This is a genomic window from Duganella sp. BJB1802, assembly GCF_013369445.1.
GTDB classification, from domain to species: domain Bacteria; phylum Pseudomonadota; class Gammaproteobacteria; order Burkholderiales; family Burkholderiaceae_D; genus Rugamonas; species Rugamonas vulcania_A.
Genome location: NZ_JABWEF010000003.1, coordinates 141,113 through 156,975 on the forward strand (window position 1 = coordinate 141,113; position 15,863 = coordinate 156,975).

10 protein-coding genes are annotated in these 15,863 nt (G+C 64.6%); 2 read left to right on the plus strand and 8 right to left on the minus strand.

Translation table 11 applies throughout. The annotated features are described in order from the left end of the window. Positions 1 to 75: 75 nt before the first annotated feature. From HUX88_RS06045 to puuE, 7 genes are all read right to left on the minus strand, one after another. A complete protein-coding gene (locus tag HUX88_RS06045) occupies positions 76 to 2,469 on the minus strand; it encodes a TonB-dependent receptor (protein WP_117013072.1) in 2,394 nt (797 codons plus the stop codon). A gap of 602 nt (positions 2,470 to 3,071) precedes the next feature. Further along, positions 3,072 to 4,547, minus strand: coding sequence for an adenosine deaminase (locus tag HUX88_RS06050; protein ID WP_176361173.1), 1,476 nt, complete (start codon positions 4,545 to 4,547; stop codon positions 3,072 to 3,074). A gap of 17 nt (positions 4,548 to 4,564) precedes the next feature. After that, entirely contained in the window at positions 4,565 to 5,872 is a 1,308-nt protein-coding gene (gene guaD / locus HUX88_RS06055) for a guanine deaminase (RefSeq protein ID WP_176361174.1), read from the minus strand. Between the two features lie 28 nt (positions 5,873 to 5,900). Next, positions 5,901 to 6,989, minus strand: a complete 1,089-nt coding sequence (gene xdhC / locus HUX88_RS06060; RefSeq protein ID WP_176361175.1) for a xanthine dehydrogenase accessory protein XdhC — start codon at positions 6,987 to 6,989, stop codon at positions 5,901 to 5,903. Positions 6,990 to 6,999: 10 nt separating this feature from the next. Then, entirely contained in the window at positions 7,000 to 9,333 is a 2,334-nt protein-coding gene (gene xdhB / locus HUX88_RS06065) for a xanthine dehydrogenase molybdopterin binding subunit (RefSeq protein ID WP_176361176.1), read from the minus strand. A gap of 11 nt (positions 9,334 to 9,344) precedes the next feature. Further along, positions 9,345 to 10,814 (minus strand): xanthine dehydrogenase small subunit, encoded by a 1,470-nt coding sequence (xdhA, locus tag HUX88_RS06070; RefSeq protein WP_176361177.1) that lies wholly within the window; start codon positions 10,812 to 10,814, stop codon positions 9,345 to 9,347. A gap of 7 nt (positions 10,815 to 10,821) precedes the next feature. Next, entirely contained in the window at positions 10,822 to 11,775 is a 954-nt protein-coding gene (gene puuE, locus HUX88_RS06075) for an allantoinase PuuE (protein ID WP_117013066.1), read from the minus strand. A gap of 109 nt (positions 11,776 to 11,884) precedes the next feature. Between puuE and uraH the strand changes: the two genes are divergently transcribed. Continuing rightward, positions 11,885 to 12,238, plus strand: a complete 354-nt coding sequence (gene uraH / locus HUX88_RS06080) for a hydroxyisourate hydrolase (protein ID WP_117013065.1) — start codon at positions 11,885 to 11,887, stop codon at positions 12,236 to 12,238. Here the strand turns inward: uraH and HUX88_RS06085 are convergent, their stop codons facing one another. Continuing rightward, positions 12,239 to 14,194: a S9 family peptidase gene (locus HUX88_RS06085; RefSeq protein ID WP_158568771.1), complete on the minus strand. Its 1,956-nt coding sequence runs from the start codon at positions 14,192 to 14,194 to the stop codon at positions 12,239 to 12,241. Positions 14,195 to 14,314: 120 nt separating this feature from the next. On the opposite strand from HUX88_RS06085, the gene HUX88_RS06090 reads away from it, so the two are divergent. Further along, positions 14,315 to 15,832, plus strand: a complete 1,518-nt coding sequence (locus HUX88_RS06090) for a tetratricopeptide repeat protein (RefSeq protein WP_176361178.1) — start codon at positions 14,315 to 14,317, stop codon at positions 15,830 to 15,832. The last annotated feature ends 31 nt before the right edge of the window (positions 15,833 to 15,863 follow it).

Genomic DNA, 15,863 nt, shown 5'->3' on the forward strand with positions numbered 1-15,863 from the left:
CCCGAAAACGACAACAGGCCCGAAGGCCTGCCTGTCAGATCAGGTCTGGCGCGAAGACCAGACCGGTATCTTAACTTAGAAGTCTACGCGCAACGTAGCCGACACGAAGCGTGGAGCGCCCAGGTAGTAGAACACGCCCTTCGCGGTAACGCCTGGGTAGGCGGTAGCGTTGGTCACGGACTGCGACGATGGGTTGCGGTATTCGCGGTCAAACAGATTCGACACGTTCAGGGTCAGCTTCGGATTCTTGAAGAACTGGCCGCTTGGGAATTGGTAGCCCGCGTCGAAGTCGACGGTGGTGTAGCCAGGAACCAGTTCGTCGTTGGCCAGGGTCGCCTGCTGGTTGCTGGTGACTTTGGCTTTCAGACGGGTGTACCAGTTGTTGGTCTCATACGAAGCCGACAGGCCGCCCTTCCATTTCGGGGTCAGTGGGAACTGGTTGCCCTTGGTCGGCAGGTAGATGCCTTTGCCGGCTTGCAGGTTTTCCTGGATCTCGCTGCTGCTGTAACCCAGCGAAGCGTAGAACGACCAGCCGTTGACCGGGGTATTGCCCGCTTCCAGTTCGAAGCCCTTGTTCTTCACCTTGCCGACGTTGGTCAGCGTGGAGGTCTGCGAGTTCGGATCGAAGGCGGTGGCCTGGCGGTCCTTGAAGTCGCTGAAGAAGATGGTGGCCTGGGTGGTGATGGCGCTCGTCTGGTGACGGTAGCCCATGTCCAGGTTCATCGAGGTTTCCTGGCGCACGTCGCCCAGCAGGGTCGGGATATTGTTGATCAGCGACAGGTTGCCGTTGGTGGTCGAGTACACGAAGTTAGGCGGCGCCTTCATGTTCTTGGCCAGGCTGGCGAACAGCTGGTCGTCGTTGGTGAGGCGATAACGCAGGCCCAACTGTGGCAGCACGGTCGAGTAGGTCTTGTTGTAGCTGTAGCTCACGCCCGAGTTAGGCGAGGTCTGGCTGTTGCCTTCGTTGGCGTAGTTGGTGAAGTCGCGCTTGACGTGCGGAGTACGCAGGCCCACGTTGACGGTCAACTTGTCGTCCATGAAGGTGGCGGTGTCCTGGATGAAGCCTTGGAAGGCGGTCGAGATGCTCTTCCAGTCGCGCGATTCGTACAGCGAACCGTCAGGACGGGTGACCAGGCCTTCGCGCAGCCAGATGTCGGTCGGCTCGCCGTTGGCGCCGATTTTTTCCATCGGGCCGGTTTGCTTGTGGGTGGCGCGCTCATACCAGAAGCCAGCCAGGATCTGGTGGTTGTCCCAGTTGTGGGTCACGGAAACCGACGCGCCCGGACGCTGGGTGCGGGTGATCGAACCACTGTACATCCAGACTTTGTCCAGGGTGTCGCCGTCGCCGTTCAGGTCCATGCCGACGAACTTGCCGGTGGCCGGGTTCAGGAAGGCATTTTCCTGTTGCAGTTTTTGCTGCACGCCGCCGGTGCCGTAGCCGTACCAGAAGTAAGGCAGGAACTTGATGTCGGTGTTTTCGCCGATGCGGAACTTGGCGGTGGCCGAGGCGATCACGTTCTCGAACGGGTTCAGCGCCAGTTTGTAGAAGGAGTCGGCGTTGGCCTGTGCCGGATCGCTGACTGCCTTGCCTGGACTCGCTGGTGCGTGGCCGATGAAGGTGGTGGTGTAGTCGTAGTGGTAGCCGTTCTTCGCCAGGTCAGCCAGGTTGAAGGTGCTCAGGTTGTTGTTGACGGCGCGGTTATACAGCACGGTACCGTGGATGTAGTTGAAGCGGTCCCAGTCGTAGTTGAAGCCGATGTCCATGTGCTTGCGATTGGCTTCGCCGGCGCCTTTCCACTTGTCCGCCTTGGCTTGCGAAACCGAGATGAAGACCTTGGCCTTGTCATCCCAGAAGCGGCCGGTGTCGTAGCGCAGATAGGTTTTGAACATGCTCAGCTGACCCAGGCTCTGGGCCACGCGGAAGCGCTGCTTGTCTTCCGGTTCGCAGGTGGTGATGCCGAAGTTACCGCCGGTGGCGCCAACTTGCGGGGAGTCGACGTCGGTCGAACCCTGGGTCACGAAGGTGGTGCAGGTGTTTTCCTGGTCGACGTATTCTTGTGGGAACACGGCGAAGTTACCCGAGTCGTTCACTGGAACGCCGTTAATGGTCGCACCGATCTGATCGCTGTTGAAGCCGCGCAGGGTCAGGCCGCCACCGAACAGGCCGGTAGCGTCGTAGCCGTAGGTGTTCACCGCTGGCAGCAGGGCCAGGGCGTCGTAGGCGTTGCCGGTAGGACGCTGCTTCGCCAGTTCCTCGGCGGTAACGGTCGAGCGTGCTTTTGGCACGTCTTCCTGCACCATCAGGCCCATACCGACTTTGCGGCCGGTGATGGTCACGGTTTCGGTGGCTGGCTTGGCGGCAGGGGCGGCGTCGGACTGCGCGTACGCGGCACCCATGCAGACCATCTGGCAGGCCAGAGCGACCAGGCTCAGACGCAGCGTCGGATTGTGTTTAACGGCGGATTGCATTAAGGGAACTCCCAGTTTATGTAAAAAAATTTATTGTGTTCTAAGATGCCTTGGACCAGGCGGGCTTATGGCCCGCGGTCACATTCTTGACACAAAGTGCCCATGACATCACAAAATTGTAACCAGTAAATATTTCATCAACATGACAAGCAGTCAGTTGATCAGACTGTCACTAACTTGCCTGACTGACATTTGCATGCAACACCCTCGAAACGCCAGCAAAGTTGGCAGTTTGGAAGCATCTCAAACAACTATGCATCAGCAAAAAATGCGTGACAAATACGATTTACTTTAGGGATTTATACGAAAGCGATATAAATGGGGCGCTGAACCGCGCAGGTTTCGCTCTGTAAGCGAGGCGCATCTTTAAGGGGAGCATTATAGTGGACCGGACGCCGTGTGAATAAATTTCATGCACAAAATGCACCGTTCCGGTGCGTGGCGACCTGCTTATGTCGCAATGTTGCCACACCTAAGCGGAAATATGACAAAGATGACAAGCCGCGCGGGAGGCGGCTTGCGGGAAATTAGATATCTAACACTAATCCGTCCGTCGCGGCAGCGCAACATTCGGGGCCGGCGCCGCCGTCCCCGAAGCGAACTCAGCGGCCCTTCTTGACCGGCGCGCCGGCGATGGCGGCCTCGAATTTGGCGAACTTGCCGTCCAATGCCTTCAATAACCGTTGTTTATCGGCATCAGCGAGGAAGGAGTAGCGGATGCTGTCGTAGGACAGTTTCTTGATCTCGGCATAGTCCGGCTTGTAGCGGGATGCGTACAGCACGTATTCGCCGGACAGGTTGTTGCGCGACACGCCGGCGTCGTCGGTCGACAGCACGAACGGCACGCCATACTTGCGGTACAGCGTGACCGGATGGGCCTCGCCCTTCACGCCCAGGATGAACTGGTTGCTGGTCAGGTTGACCTCCACCGGGATGTGCTGGTCGTGCATTTTTTTCATGATGGCCAGCGCATCCGTCTCGTGCGCGATGTCGATGCCGTGGCCGATGCGGCTGGCGCCGGCGACATCGATGGCGTCCTTGATGTGGAAGGTCAGGCCCTCCGGCGGCACCACGCCCAGCGCCAGTTCGCCCGCATGCAGCGCCAGTTTCACGTCCGGCTGCTTCGTTTTCAGGAATTTGAACATTCGCATCTGCAGCGCGTAGTCGCGCATCGAGACGTTGACGCTTTCCTGGCCGACGATGTTCACGCCGACGATTTTCGGGTTGGACGTGGCCAGCTTGAAGCTCGACACCATCTGCGAAAACACCTGCGACGGCGTCAGGAAGCGCAGCGCGAACGGCTGGTAGCGCAGCGTGAAGTTGGCGTCGTCGATGCCGGCGCCGGCGGTGTCCACGTTCTTCAGGTAGGCGGCGATCCAGCCCTGGAAGTCGCCGTTGGTTTCCAGCTTGGCGGCGTAGGCGGCCAGGTCGGCGTCGGTGATGGCGCCGGCGGCGGCCTTGCGGTCGAAATCCGCGTCCTGCGCCATCGGCGCGATCTCGTAGATCGTCTCGATGTAGCTCAGGTTTTCCTGGATGGCGCGCTGCTTCAGGCGCTGCAGGCCGTCGGCCGCGTTGGTCGATGCGACCGGGCCGAAGAAGCCGAAGGTGTCGAAGAACTGGCGGTCCGGCGGCGATTGCAGCGCGCCGTGGTTGTAGAAGTCCTTGTCCGCCCAGCGCTGCAGCAGGTTGGCCAGCACGGTGTTATTGTTCATCACGTCCTGACCGGACAGGCAGACGCGGTCGGCCAGCGGCTTGGCCTGTTCGGCGGTGGTGTCGGCCTTGTTGGTGTCGATCAGGTAGGTGTTCTTGTTGACGCAGTAGCCTTCCTTGTCCACCCACTCCAGATACTGCTCGGCGTAGATCGCGCCCGAATAGTGGTGGTGCAGGTCGCCGCCCTTGGGCATCATGGTCAGGAACATCGTCAGCTCGGCCGTCTTGGGCTCAGGGCCCGCGACCAGCGCCGCGAACTGGCGCTTGGTGATCTCCTCGTTGCTGGCCGCTTGCGCGCCGTGCGGCAAGGCGCAGAACAGGGCGGCGGCGATGGCTGCGGCCTTCAGGCTGGCGATATTTTTTTGCATGAGTCTTCCAATGTGGTTTAAGTCATTACGCGGGCGTGCACCTGGCGGCCGGCCGAATAGGTGGCCGCCACGGCACGGTCGTCGCCCAGCAGGGCCAGCGCGAACAGCAGTTCCTCCAGGCTCTCGCCGCGCGCGGTCCGGCGCTGCAGCAGCGGCGTCGCTTGCGGATCGAGCACGATGAAGTCCGCCTCGGCGCCGGCGGCGAAATTGCCGATCGTGCCTTCGAGCTGCATGCTGCGCGCCGCGCCCAGCGTGGCCAGGTAGAACATCCGCAGGGCCGGCAGGTAACTGCCCTTCAGTCGCGCTACTTTATAGGCTTCATTCATCGTTTGCAACATCGAGAAGGAAGTGCCGCCGCCCACATCGGTCGCCAGCGACAGCGGCACGCCCGCCTGGTCGGCGCGTTCGAAGTCGAACAGGCCGCTGCCGAGGAACAGGTTGGAGGTCGGGCAGATGGCGGCGGCCGACTGCGTTTGCGCCATGCGGATGCGGTCCTGTTCATTGAGCCAGATGCAGTGGCCGTACATGGCGCGCGGCCGCAGCATGCCGTAGCTGTCGTAGACGTCGATGTAGCTGCGCGAGTTGGGGAACAGCTCGCGCACCCACGCGCATTCGGCTTCGTTCTCGGAGACGTGGGTCTGGATGTAGGTATCGGGATAGGAGCGCGCCAGTTCGCCCGCCAGTTGCAGCTGCGCTTCGGTGGACGTGGGCGCGAAGCGCGGCGTGATCGCGTACAGGGCGCGGCCGCGCTTGTGCCAGCGCTGGATCAACGCCTCGGTGTCGCGGGCGCTGGATTCGGCGGTGTCGCGCAGGAAGTCGGGGCAGTTCCGGTCCATCATCACCTTCCCCGCCACCATGCGCAGGCCGCGCTGTTCGCTGGCGGCGAAGAACGCGTCCACCGATTGCGGATGCACGGTGCAGTAGACCATGGCGGTGGTGGTGCCGCAGCGTAGCAGCTCGTCGAGGAAGAAGTCGGCCACTCCGGCCGCGTGGGCAGGGTCTTCGAACTGGCGCTCGGTGGGGAAGGTGTAGGTCTCCAGCCAGGGCAGCAGCCCTTCCGACGGCGAGGCGATCATGTCGGTTTGCGGATAGTGGACGTGGGTGTCGATAAAGCCGGGCATCAACAGCTTGCCGCTGTAGTCGTGCAGCTCGGCGCCGGGCGGCAGTGTGGCGCGTAGCGCGGCGTAATCGCCGGCTGCCTGCACCTTGCCGTCGGCGACGATCAGCAGGCCGTCTTCATGCCATGCGTGCGACTGTGCGCTGAACGCCGGATCGGCGAGGAAGTGCAGCAAGCTGCCGCGGTAGGCTTGCAAGTTGTTAAGCATGGCGATGTCCTGAAGAGGATTGCTGATTCTAGCGCGATGCGGCCAGGCGCACCGGCGCGGCCTTGGTTTCGAGTGCGGCGGTCTGCTGCGCTTCCCACACCGTCAGCAATTGCGCGCAGACGGAGGCGGCGATCGCGGCCGGCAGTTTGTTGGTGATGCCGGCGATGCCGATCGGGCAGACCATGGCGGCGATGCGGTCTTCCGGCAGGCCGCGAGCGGCCATGCGGCGTTCGAACTGCACACGCTTGGTCTTGGAGCCGATCAGGCCGAACCAGCCGACATCGGGGCGGGCCAGGATCGCTTCGCTGAGGCGCTGGTCCAGCGCGTGGCTGTGGGTCATCACCAGATAGCTTGCGCCGGCGGGGGCACTGGCCACCAGGGCTTCCGGCGCGTCGGTGGCTTCGACGGTGACGTTGGCCGGTATCGTTGGCGGGAACATGTCTTCGCGCTCGTCGATCCAGGTGACGGTGCACGGAAGTTCGCCCAGCATGCGGACGATGGCCGCGCCGACATGGCCGGCGCCGAACAGCAGCAAGTGCGCGCGCGGAGCCAGGCAGGGATCGGCCAGCCAGCGGCGGCCGGCGGTGTCGCGCAGGATGTGGGTGCCGCGCTGGTGATCGATAGCGGGGAATGCGGGGCCGAACACCGCAGGATGGTTGGAGGGGAGCGCATCGCCGCCGCTCGCGCTTGCGCCGGCGACCACAGCGCCGTCGGCGTCGAGCAGCAGCGACACCGGCGTACCGTCGATGGCGCTGAGGCGCCAGCTGTCCTCGCGCCAGCGCTTGCGCAGGCTGGCCACCACCTCGGCCAACGATGCGTCGATCAATTCGAACGCAAGATGGACCACGCCGCCGCAGCACTGACCCAGCGTGGGACCAAGCGCGTAACGCTCCAGCCGCGCGTGCACGCCCTCGGGCAACTTGGCGGCGCTCCTCAACATGCTGCGGCCAACATCGACCGCGCACATCTCCAGATGGCCGCCGCCGATGGTATCGACCTGGCCGCCCGCCGTGACCAGCATGCGGGCGCCGGGTTCGCGCGGGCCGGAGCCCTCCACGATCGCCACCGTCACCAGCACCGCCGGTTCCGCCATCACAGTTGTCAGCCACTCGTTCATGCCGATATCCTCAAGCAGACATTTCCACGATGGACACCGCGCGCAGGATTTCCTCGCTGGTCGCCGGAGCATTCAGCGGCGGATTCACGCGATGCCCGCCGACGGCGGAAATCGCATCGCGGATCGCGAAGAACACCGAGAACGGCAGCAGCAGCGGCGGCTCGCCCACGGCCTTGGAGCGGTGGATGCTGTCCTCGACGTTGCCGTTGTCGAACAGCCGCACACGGAAGTCCTCCGGGCAGTCGGACACGCCCGGAATCTTGTACGTCGACGGCGCGTGCGTCATCAGCTTGCCGGCCGGGTTCCACCACAGCTGCTCGGTGGTGAGCCAGCCCATGCCCTGTATGAACGCGCCCTCCACCTGACCCAGGTCGATGGCCGGGTTGAGCGAACGGCCGGCGTCGTACAGCGCGTCCGCGCGCAGCAGCTTCCATTCGCCGGTCAACGTATCGACCACCACTTCGGAGACGGCGGCGCCGTAGGCGTAGTACGAGAACGGGTGGCCGTTCATCGTCTTTGGATCCCAGTGCAGGCCGGGCGTGGCGTAGAAACCGTCGGACCACAGCTGCACGCGGGCCAGGTAGGCGCGCTGCACCAGCTCCGCGAACGGCACCACATGGCCATTCACATGCACCGCGTTGTCGAAGAACTGCACCGCCACGCCGTCCTCGTCGCCATACAGCTTGACGGCGAAGGCGGCCAGGCGTTCGCGGATCTGGCGCGCGGCGTCCTGCGCGGCCTTGCCGTTCAAGTCCGCCCCGGTGGAGGCGGCCGTCGCCGAGGTGTTGGCGACCTTGCTGGTATCGGTGGCGGTGGCGCGCACGTGATCCAGGTCAAGGCCCAGTTCATGCGCCACCACCTGCATCACCTTGGTGTTGATGCCCTGCCCCATCTCCGTGCCGCCGTGGTTGACCAGCACCGAACCGTCCACGTACACATGCACCAGCGCGCCCGCCTGGTTCAGGTGCGTGACGTTGAAGGCGATGCCGAACTTCAGTGGCGTCATCGCCAGTCCCTTTTTCAGCACGGGACTGGTGGCGTTGTAGGCTTCGATGGCGGCGCGACGGGCGCGGTACTCGCTGGTTTGTTCCAACTCCGCCGTCAACGCTTCGATCACGTTGTCGACGATCTCCTGGCCGTACGGCGTGACGTTGCGCTCAGTCTTGCCGTAGAAGTTCAGGCGGCGGATGTCCAGCGCGTCGCGCCCCAGGTTGCGGGCGATTTCGTCGACAATGTACTCGATGGCGATCGCGCCCTGCGGACCACCGAAGCCGCGGAAGGCGGTATTCGACTGGGTGTTGGTCTTGCCGCAGCCGGCGCGGATGTCCACGTCCGACAGATAGTATGTGTTATCGAAGTGGCAGACCGCACGCGTGGCCACGGGGCCGGACAAATCCGCCGAGAAGCCGGCGCGCAAGGTCATGTCGACCTTGGCGGCGAGGATCTTGCCGCCGTCGTCGTAGCCGACTTCATATTCGTAGAAGAAGCAATGGCGCTTGCCGGTGACGAGCATGTCGTCGTCGCGGTCCGCACGCAGCTTGACCGGGCGGCGCAGCTTGGCCGCCGCGATGCTGGCCGAAGCCGCCCACAGCGCCGACTGCGACTCCTTGCCGCCGAAGCCTCCGCCCATGCGGCGGCATTCAACCTGCACCTTGTGCGAATGCACGCCCAGCGCATGCGCGACCACGTGCTGCATCTCGCTCGGATGCTGCGTCGAGCACTGCACCAGCATGCCGTGATCTTCCTTCGGAATCGCGTAGGCGATCTGGCCCTCCAGGTAGAACTGCTCCTGGCCGCCGACGAACAACTGGCCCTTGACCACATTGGGCGCCTGCTCGAACGCGGCCTGAAAATCGCCACGCTTAAGATGCATGGGCGGCAGCACATACGACTGCGCCGCCTTCGCTTCCTGCGGCGTGAAGATGGCCGGCAGCTCGTCGTAACCGATCACGGCGCGGCGCGCGGCGCGGCGGGCGTTGTCGTGCGTGTCGGCGATGACGATGAAGATAGGCTGGCCGACGTACATCACCTCACCGGCGCTCAGGATGGGATCGTCGTGGATGATCGGACCGCAGTCGTTGGTGCCGACGATATCCTCGGCGGTGTAGACCGCCACCACGCCGGGCGAACTGCGCACCGGCGACAGGTCCATCGCATTGATGCGCGCGTGCGCCTTGGACGACAGGCCCAGCGCCGCATGCAGCGTGCCTTGCAGCTCGGGGATATCGTCGGTGTAGGTGGCCTGGCCAAGCACGTGCAGCTCGGCCGATTCGTGCGGTCGGGCGACGCCGACCGCCTTCCACGCCTGCGCGGCAAGCAGCGAGGGAGCGACTGGTTGATTCATGATGGCTCCTTTCAAGCGCGGCAGGCGAAGGCGTTGACGGCATCGGCCGCCAGCGGCGCGTCGGCGCGGGTTTCGAACCAGAAGCGGCGCAGCAGGTTCTGCGCCGTCTGCATGCGGTAGATGCTGGAGGCGCGCATGTCCGACAGCGGCGCGAAGTCCTGCGCCAGCATGTCCATCGCCACGCGCAGATTGGCTTCGTTCCAACGCAAGCCGTTCAGCGAGGCCTCCGCGCGGGCGGCCCGGCGCGGCGTGGCGGCCATGCCGCCGAAGGCGATGCGGGCGTCGACGATCTGATCGCCATCAAGCTTGAATGCGAACGCGGCGCAGACGGCCGAGATATCCTGGTCGAAGCGCTTGGCCAGCTTGTAGGTGCGGAACTGCACGCCCTCGCGCGGCAGCGGCACGCGCACGGCGGCCACGAATTCGTCGGGCCGCATGTCCTTCTTCTGATAGTCGAGATAGAACGCTTCCAGCGGCATCACGCGCTCGCCGGCCGGGCCGCGCAGCACCACTTCGCTGCCGACGGCTATCATCCACGGCATCGAATCGCCGATCGGCGAGCCGTTGGCGACGTTGCCGCCCAGGGTGCCGGCGTTACGGATCGGCAGCGACGCGAAGCGCTGCCACATCTCGCCCAGCTGCGACGGATACAGGCGGCACAAGGCCTCGTACGCATCGTTGAGCGACACGCCGGCGCCGATCTGCAACATGCCATCCGCCTCGCCGACGGTTTGCAGCGCGGTGACATGGCCGAGATAAATGATGTCGCCAAGGTCGCGCATCTGTTTGGTGACCCACAGGCCGACGTCGGTGGACCCCGACAGCAGCGTGGCTTTCGGATGCGCGGCGCGCAGCGCCACCAGCTCGTCCAGGGTGCGCGGCGCGTGGAAGGTCTGGCCGTGCGCGCTGTAGCTGGCGCCGGCGTCGCGCTGCAGGGCGCGCAGCTGTTCGGCCAGCGCGGCGCGGTCGAAGCCGACCTTCGGCAGTTCGGTCATGCGGTGCGCGGCGTCGATGATGGGACGGTAGCCGGTGCAGCGGCACAGGTTACCGGACAGGCAGTCGTCGATTTCCTTGCGCTGGGCGGGCTGGCCGTCCTTGTCGAGGTACATGCCCCACAGGGACATGACGAAACCCGGCGTGCAGAAGCCGCACTGCGAGCCATGGCATTCCACCATCGCCTGCTGCACCGGATGCAGCGCGCCGTCCGGCTGCTGCAGGTCTTCGACGGTGAACAGCGCCTTGCCGTCCAGCGTCGGCGCGAACTGGATGCAGGAGTTCACGGCCTTCATCTCCAGTTGGCCGGCGGCGTTCAGGCTGCCCACCACCACGGTGCAGGCGCCGCAATCGCCTTCGGCGCAGCCTTCCTTGGTGCCGGTGCAATGCAGATCCTCGCGCAGGTGCTGGAGCACGGTGCGCGTGGGCGCGGCGCCGGAGATCTCCTGCACTGCGCCACGGTAGTAAAAACGAATCGGTTCGGACATCTTGGCCTCAACCTGCGAAGGGATGGGTTTTGCGCCAGTGCTCGGCGATATCGATACGGCGGGTGATCCACACGTTATCGTGCTTTTGCACGTAGTCGAGGAAGCGCGCCAGCGCCGCCGCGCGCGCCGGCCGGCCGACGATGCGGCAGTGCAGGCCGATCGACAGCATCTTCGGCTGGTTCAGGCCTGCCGGGTCGCCCTCGGCGTACAGCACATCGAAGGCATCCTTCAGGTAGTCGAAGAACTGCGTGCCGGAGTTGAAGCCCTGCGCGGCGGCGAAGCGCATGTCGTTGGTGTCGAGCGTGTACGGCACGATCAGCTGCGGCGCCACGGCGGCCTTGCCCTCCGCATCAGTGTAGTCCACCTTTTGCCAGAATGGCAGGTCGTCGCTGTAGTTGTCGGCGTCGTAGCGGAAGCCGCCGTGTTCCACCACCAGGCGCTTGGTCTGCGGCGAATCGCGGCCGGTGTACCAGCCCTGCGGCGCGCTGCCGGTCAGCTCGCGGATGATCTGCACCGCCTCCTGCATGTGGGCGCGCTCGGTGGCTTCGTCCATGTTCTGGTAGGTGATCCAGCGCAGGCCGTGGCAGGCGATTTCGTGGCCCAGCTGCTGGAACGCGGCCACCGCCTCGGGGTTGCGCTTGAGCGCCATCGAGACGCCGAAGATCGTCAGCGGCAGCTTGCGCTCCTCGAACATGCGCAGCAGGCGCCACAAGCCGGCGCGCGAGCCGTACTCGTAGATCGATTCCATGCTCATGTGGCGGTTGCCGAACGAGGCAGCGCCGATGATCTCGGACAGGAAGGTCTCGGAGCCGGCATCGCCGTGCAGCACGTTGTTCTCGCCGCCCTCTTCGTAATTGAGGACGAATTGCAGGGCCACGCGGGCCCGGTTGGGCCACTGGGCGTGCGGCGGCTTCGGGCCGTAGCCGATCAAGTCGCGCGGATAGTTGTCGTAGTTGGTCATGGCGCTGGCTAGTCTATGAGGAATATATCTGCAATCATATATGCGTAGAACGGCATCGGTATATGATTTGTCCAATAGATACTCATCACCTACCGATATAGGACTTACCATGGGCAAGCTTAGTACACACGTTCTCGATATTACCGTCGGCAAGCCGGGCGCCGGCGTCAAGGTGGCCTTGTACGCCGTCACGGCGCAGGGCCGCGAGTTGATCAAGACCGACGTCACCAACGCCGACGGCCGCTGCGCCGTGCCGCTGCTGGAGGGCCCGACCATGAAGCCGGGGAAGTATGAGCTGGTGTTCGGCGCCGGCGCCTATTTCGCCGCGCAGGGCGTGGACCTGCCCGAGCCGCGCTTCATCGACGAGGTGACGCTGGCTTTCGGCATCGCCAGCGCCGACCAGAATTACCACGTGCCGCTGGTCGTCTCGCCGTGGGCGTATTCGACCTATCGCGGCAGCTGATTACTTGGGTTTGCCGAGGTACTTGGCGAAGAAGGTCTCCATGCGCTGATAGACCTCGGTCCTGTTGGCGGTATCGTAGAAGCCGTGGCCTTCGTAGTCGACGTAGTCCCACTCGGGCGGATGTCCGGCTTTTTCCAGCGCGGCCTTCATGAGGAAGGCGTGCTCCTTCGGCGCGCGCTTGTCTTTCCCCCCGTGGATCAACAGCACCCCGGCCTTGATCGCCCCGGCCCGCTGGGTGGGCGAGAAGCGCGCCAGCTCGGCCGCATCCTCGCCGATATACCGTTTCGTCACGCTCTGGTAACGGACGTTGCCCTTGCCCGCGTCTTCCTTCAGCAGCAGCGGCAATTCATAGACGCCCGCATAGCCGACCGCGCATTTGAACAGGTCCGGTTCGCGCGCGGCCAGCATCAGCGCCGCGTAGCCGCCGAAGCTGGCGCCATACACGCACATGCGCGAGCCGTCCACCTTGCCCTGCCCCACCGCCCACTGCACGCCGTCGACCAGATCGTCCATGATCTTGCCGCCCCATTGGCGATAGCCGGCCCTTTCGAATTTGTTGCCGCGCCCTCCGGAGCCACGATAGTTCACCTGCAGCACGGCATAGCCGCGGCTGGCCAGGAACTGCGCATCGGTGTCGAAATACCAGGTGTCGAAAGGGCCGTGCGGGCCGCCATGCGGAATCAGGATCAGCGGCGGCTTTGCATCGCCCTTGGTTACCGGCATCGTCAGATAGCCGTCGATACGCAGTCCGTCGCGCGCCGTAAAGCTGATGGGCAGGCGCGGCGCCATGGCGTCCGGATCGATCGCGGCCTTATAGGTCAGCAGCAGATCGGCCTTGTTCGCCTTGCGGTCGTAGAGATAGACCATGCCGGGGTCGCGGTCGCTTTGCACCACCGCCAGCAAGGTGTTGCCGTCGTCGGTGGCGCCGGCCAGCGTGACCGTCGCGTCCGGGAACTGGGTGCTCAAGTCCCGGTGCAAGAGCGCATCCGGATGGGATGGATCGAGATACATCATGCGCGGCCGGCCGGAGCTGGTGAACACGCCTATCGGCAGCGTGCGGCTTGAACCATACATCGTCTCGCCAAGGTTGCCCTGCGCATCCTCCGCGATCACCGCACGCTGGCCGGTGGCCACGTTCTGGCGCACCAGCTTCTTCACTCCGCCGTTCTCCGAATACCGGCCCACGAATTCCTTGTCGTCGGCGCTGAACGCCTCGGGGAACAGCTGCACACCCTTGGGCTGCGTGTCGACACTCCATTTTTGCGCGACGTCGTCAAAGTGCCAGAGTTGGCTGTAGCCCTCCAGGTCCGCGGCGTGCGCGTAGGCCGGCTTTCCGTCATTTCGCACGACGAAATCCGCATTCGGGGACGGCAACTCGGCCACCAGCTTGCGGATCGCGTTGCGGCTGTCGAAATCGTACAGCGCGCTGTATTCGTGGTCCCATGGATAGCTGCCGATCAGCACATGACTATTGCGCACCGCCGGCAAATTGACAACCGTGGCATACGCCCGGTCGTTGCCGTAACGCGTGCCCTGCTTGGACAAGCTGATCATCTGGTAGCCGTGCATATAGATCTGATGCGCGCCGTCATAATCCATCGCCACGATTTCGCCGGTCCGCTCCGGGCGCTCGCGGGAACCCACTTCCTCGCCCTCCTCGACGACCAGGCGGGTATTGCTGGACCAGTAGTAGTCGACCGGCACGATGAACAACGGCATCCGCACCGTGCTTTCGAGCTGCATGGCTGGCAGGCTGTAAAACGATAGCATCGGCACCGTGCGCCCGCCGACCGGTACCTGCGTGGTCACAGCCAGATGCTTGCCGTCGGGCGAGATGCGCGGATTGTAGTACTGCTCTTCCTGCACGAAAGCCTGGATCGGTATCAGCGCGGGCGCTTCGGCCCTGGCCATCAACGGCAAGAGTGCGCAGATCGCGCCGGACAGCATTTTCTTCATTTTCACCCCCGGGTCTTTTGATTTATAAAAAATACTACCATGTCTGACAAGCTTATCAAAAAAATACAGGCGGAGAGATTTCAGCCGCGCCGGCCGCGCTTCGGCTAAGATGCGCACACCATGAACGGAACTCATTCGGCGCTGATCGCGTCCTTTCTGCAACAAGCCGTCGAACTGCACCAACAGGGACGGCTGGAACCGGCGCAGGCGCTGTACCGCCAGGTGCTGGAACTCGACCCGCGCCAGTTCGACGCGCTGCATCTGCTGGGCGTGATCGCGCGCCAGCAGGGCGATGCGCAGGCGGCCATCGCGTTGATCTCGCAAGCGATCGCGGTCGATGGCGCGCAGGCCAAGGCGCATTGCAATCTCGGCGTGGCGCTGCTCGACGCCGGCCGCGCCGACGAGGCGCTGGCCAGCCACGAGCGCGCCCTCGCCCTGCTGCCCGACTACGCCATGGCCTGGAGCAATCGCGGCAACGCATTGCGCCGGCTGGGGCGGCTCGACGAAGCGCTGCCCAGTTATCAGCGCGCGCTGGCGATCCAGCCGTCCTACGCCGAAGCGCACTGCAACCGCGCCATCGTGCTGCAGGACCAGGGCCGCTACCTCGACGCGCTGGGCGCGGCGGAAGACGCGCTCAACCTGCAAAGCCGCAACGCCGACGCCTGGTTCGCGCGCGGCAACGCGCTGCACTGCCTGCGCATGCTGCCGGAAGCGGTAGAAAGCTACGACCGCGCCATCCACCTGCGTCCGCGATGGGCCGAGGCCTACAACGGCCAGGGCGCGGCCATGCACCGGCTGGGCATCTTCGACGCGGCGCTGGACAGCTACGACCAGGCGCTGGCGCTCAAGCCGGACTACGCGCTGGCCCACTACGCGCGCGGCAACACGCTGCGTTCGATGGGGCGCAACGACGAGGCCATCGCCGCCTACCGCGCCGCGCTGGCGCACGGCGACAATCCCGAGACCATCGCCTTCGCGCTGGCGTCGGTGGGCGCGGGCGAGACGCCGGCCGCGCTGCCGGCCGACTACGTCCGCTCGCTATTCGACCAGTACGCCAACCACTTCGACCAGCACCTGGTGGAGGTGCTGGACTATCAAACGCCGTCGTATCTGGACGGGCTGATCCGCCGCACCGTCGGCCCCGGCACGTTCGACACGCTGGACCTGGGCTGCGGCACCGGCCTGTGCGGCCCCTACCTGAAAGCCTACGCGGGCAAGCTGGCGGGCGTGGACCTGTCGCGGCAGATGCTGGACAAGGCCGCCGAGCGCGGGCTGTACGACAGCCTCGCCTGCGACGACCTGAGCGCCTATCTCGACGGCCAGCGCGACGCCTGGGACCTGGCGGTGGCGGCCGATGTGTTCGTCTACATCGGCGACCTGGCGCCGGTCTTCGCGGGCGTGCACCGCGCGCTGCGCGATGGCGGCCACTTCTGCTTCACGGTGGAAGCGGGCGAAGGCGCCGACTACACGCTGCGCCCCTCGAACCGCTACGCCCACACACAAGCCTACCTGCAACGCCTGGCCGCCGAGACCGGTTTCCAGCTCAAGGCCGCCGAGCCGCTGACCGCCCGCCAGGAAAACGGCGCCCCCATCGCCGCCCTGGCTTTGATGCTGCAAAAAAATTGGGGTCAAGTCTGACATTCGGACACGAGCTCTGCCCTAGCGGCCG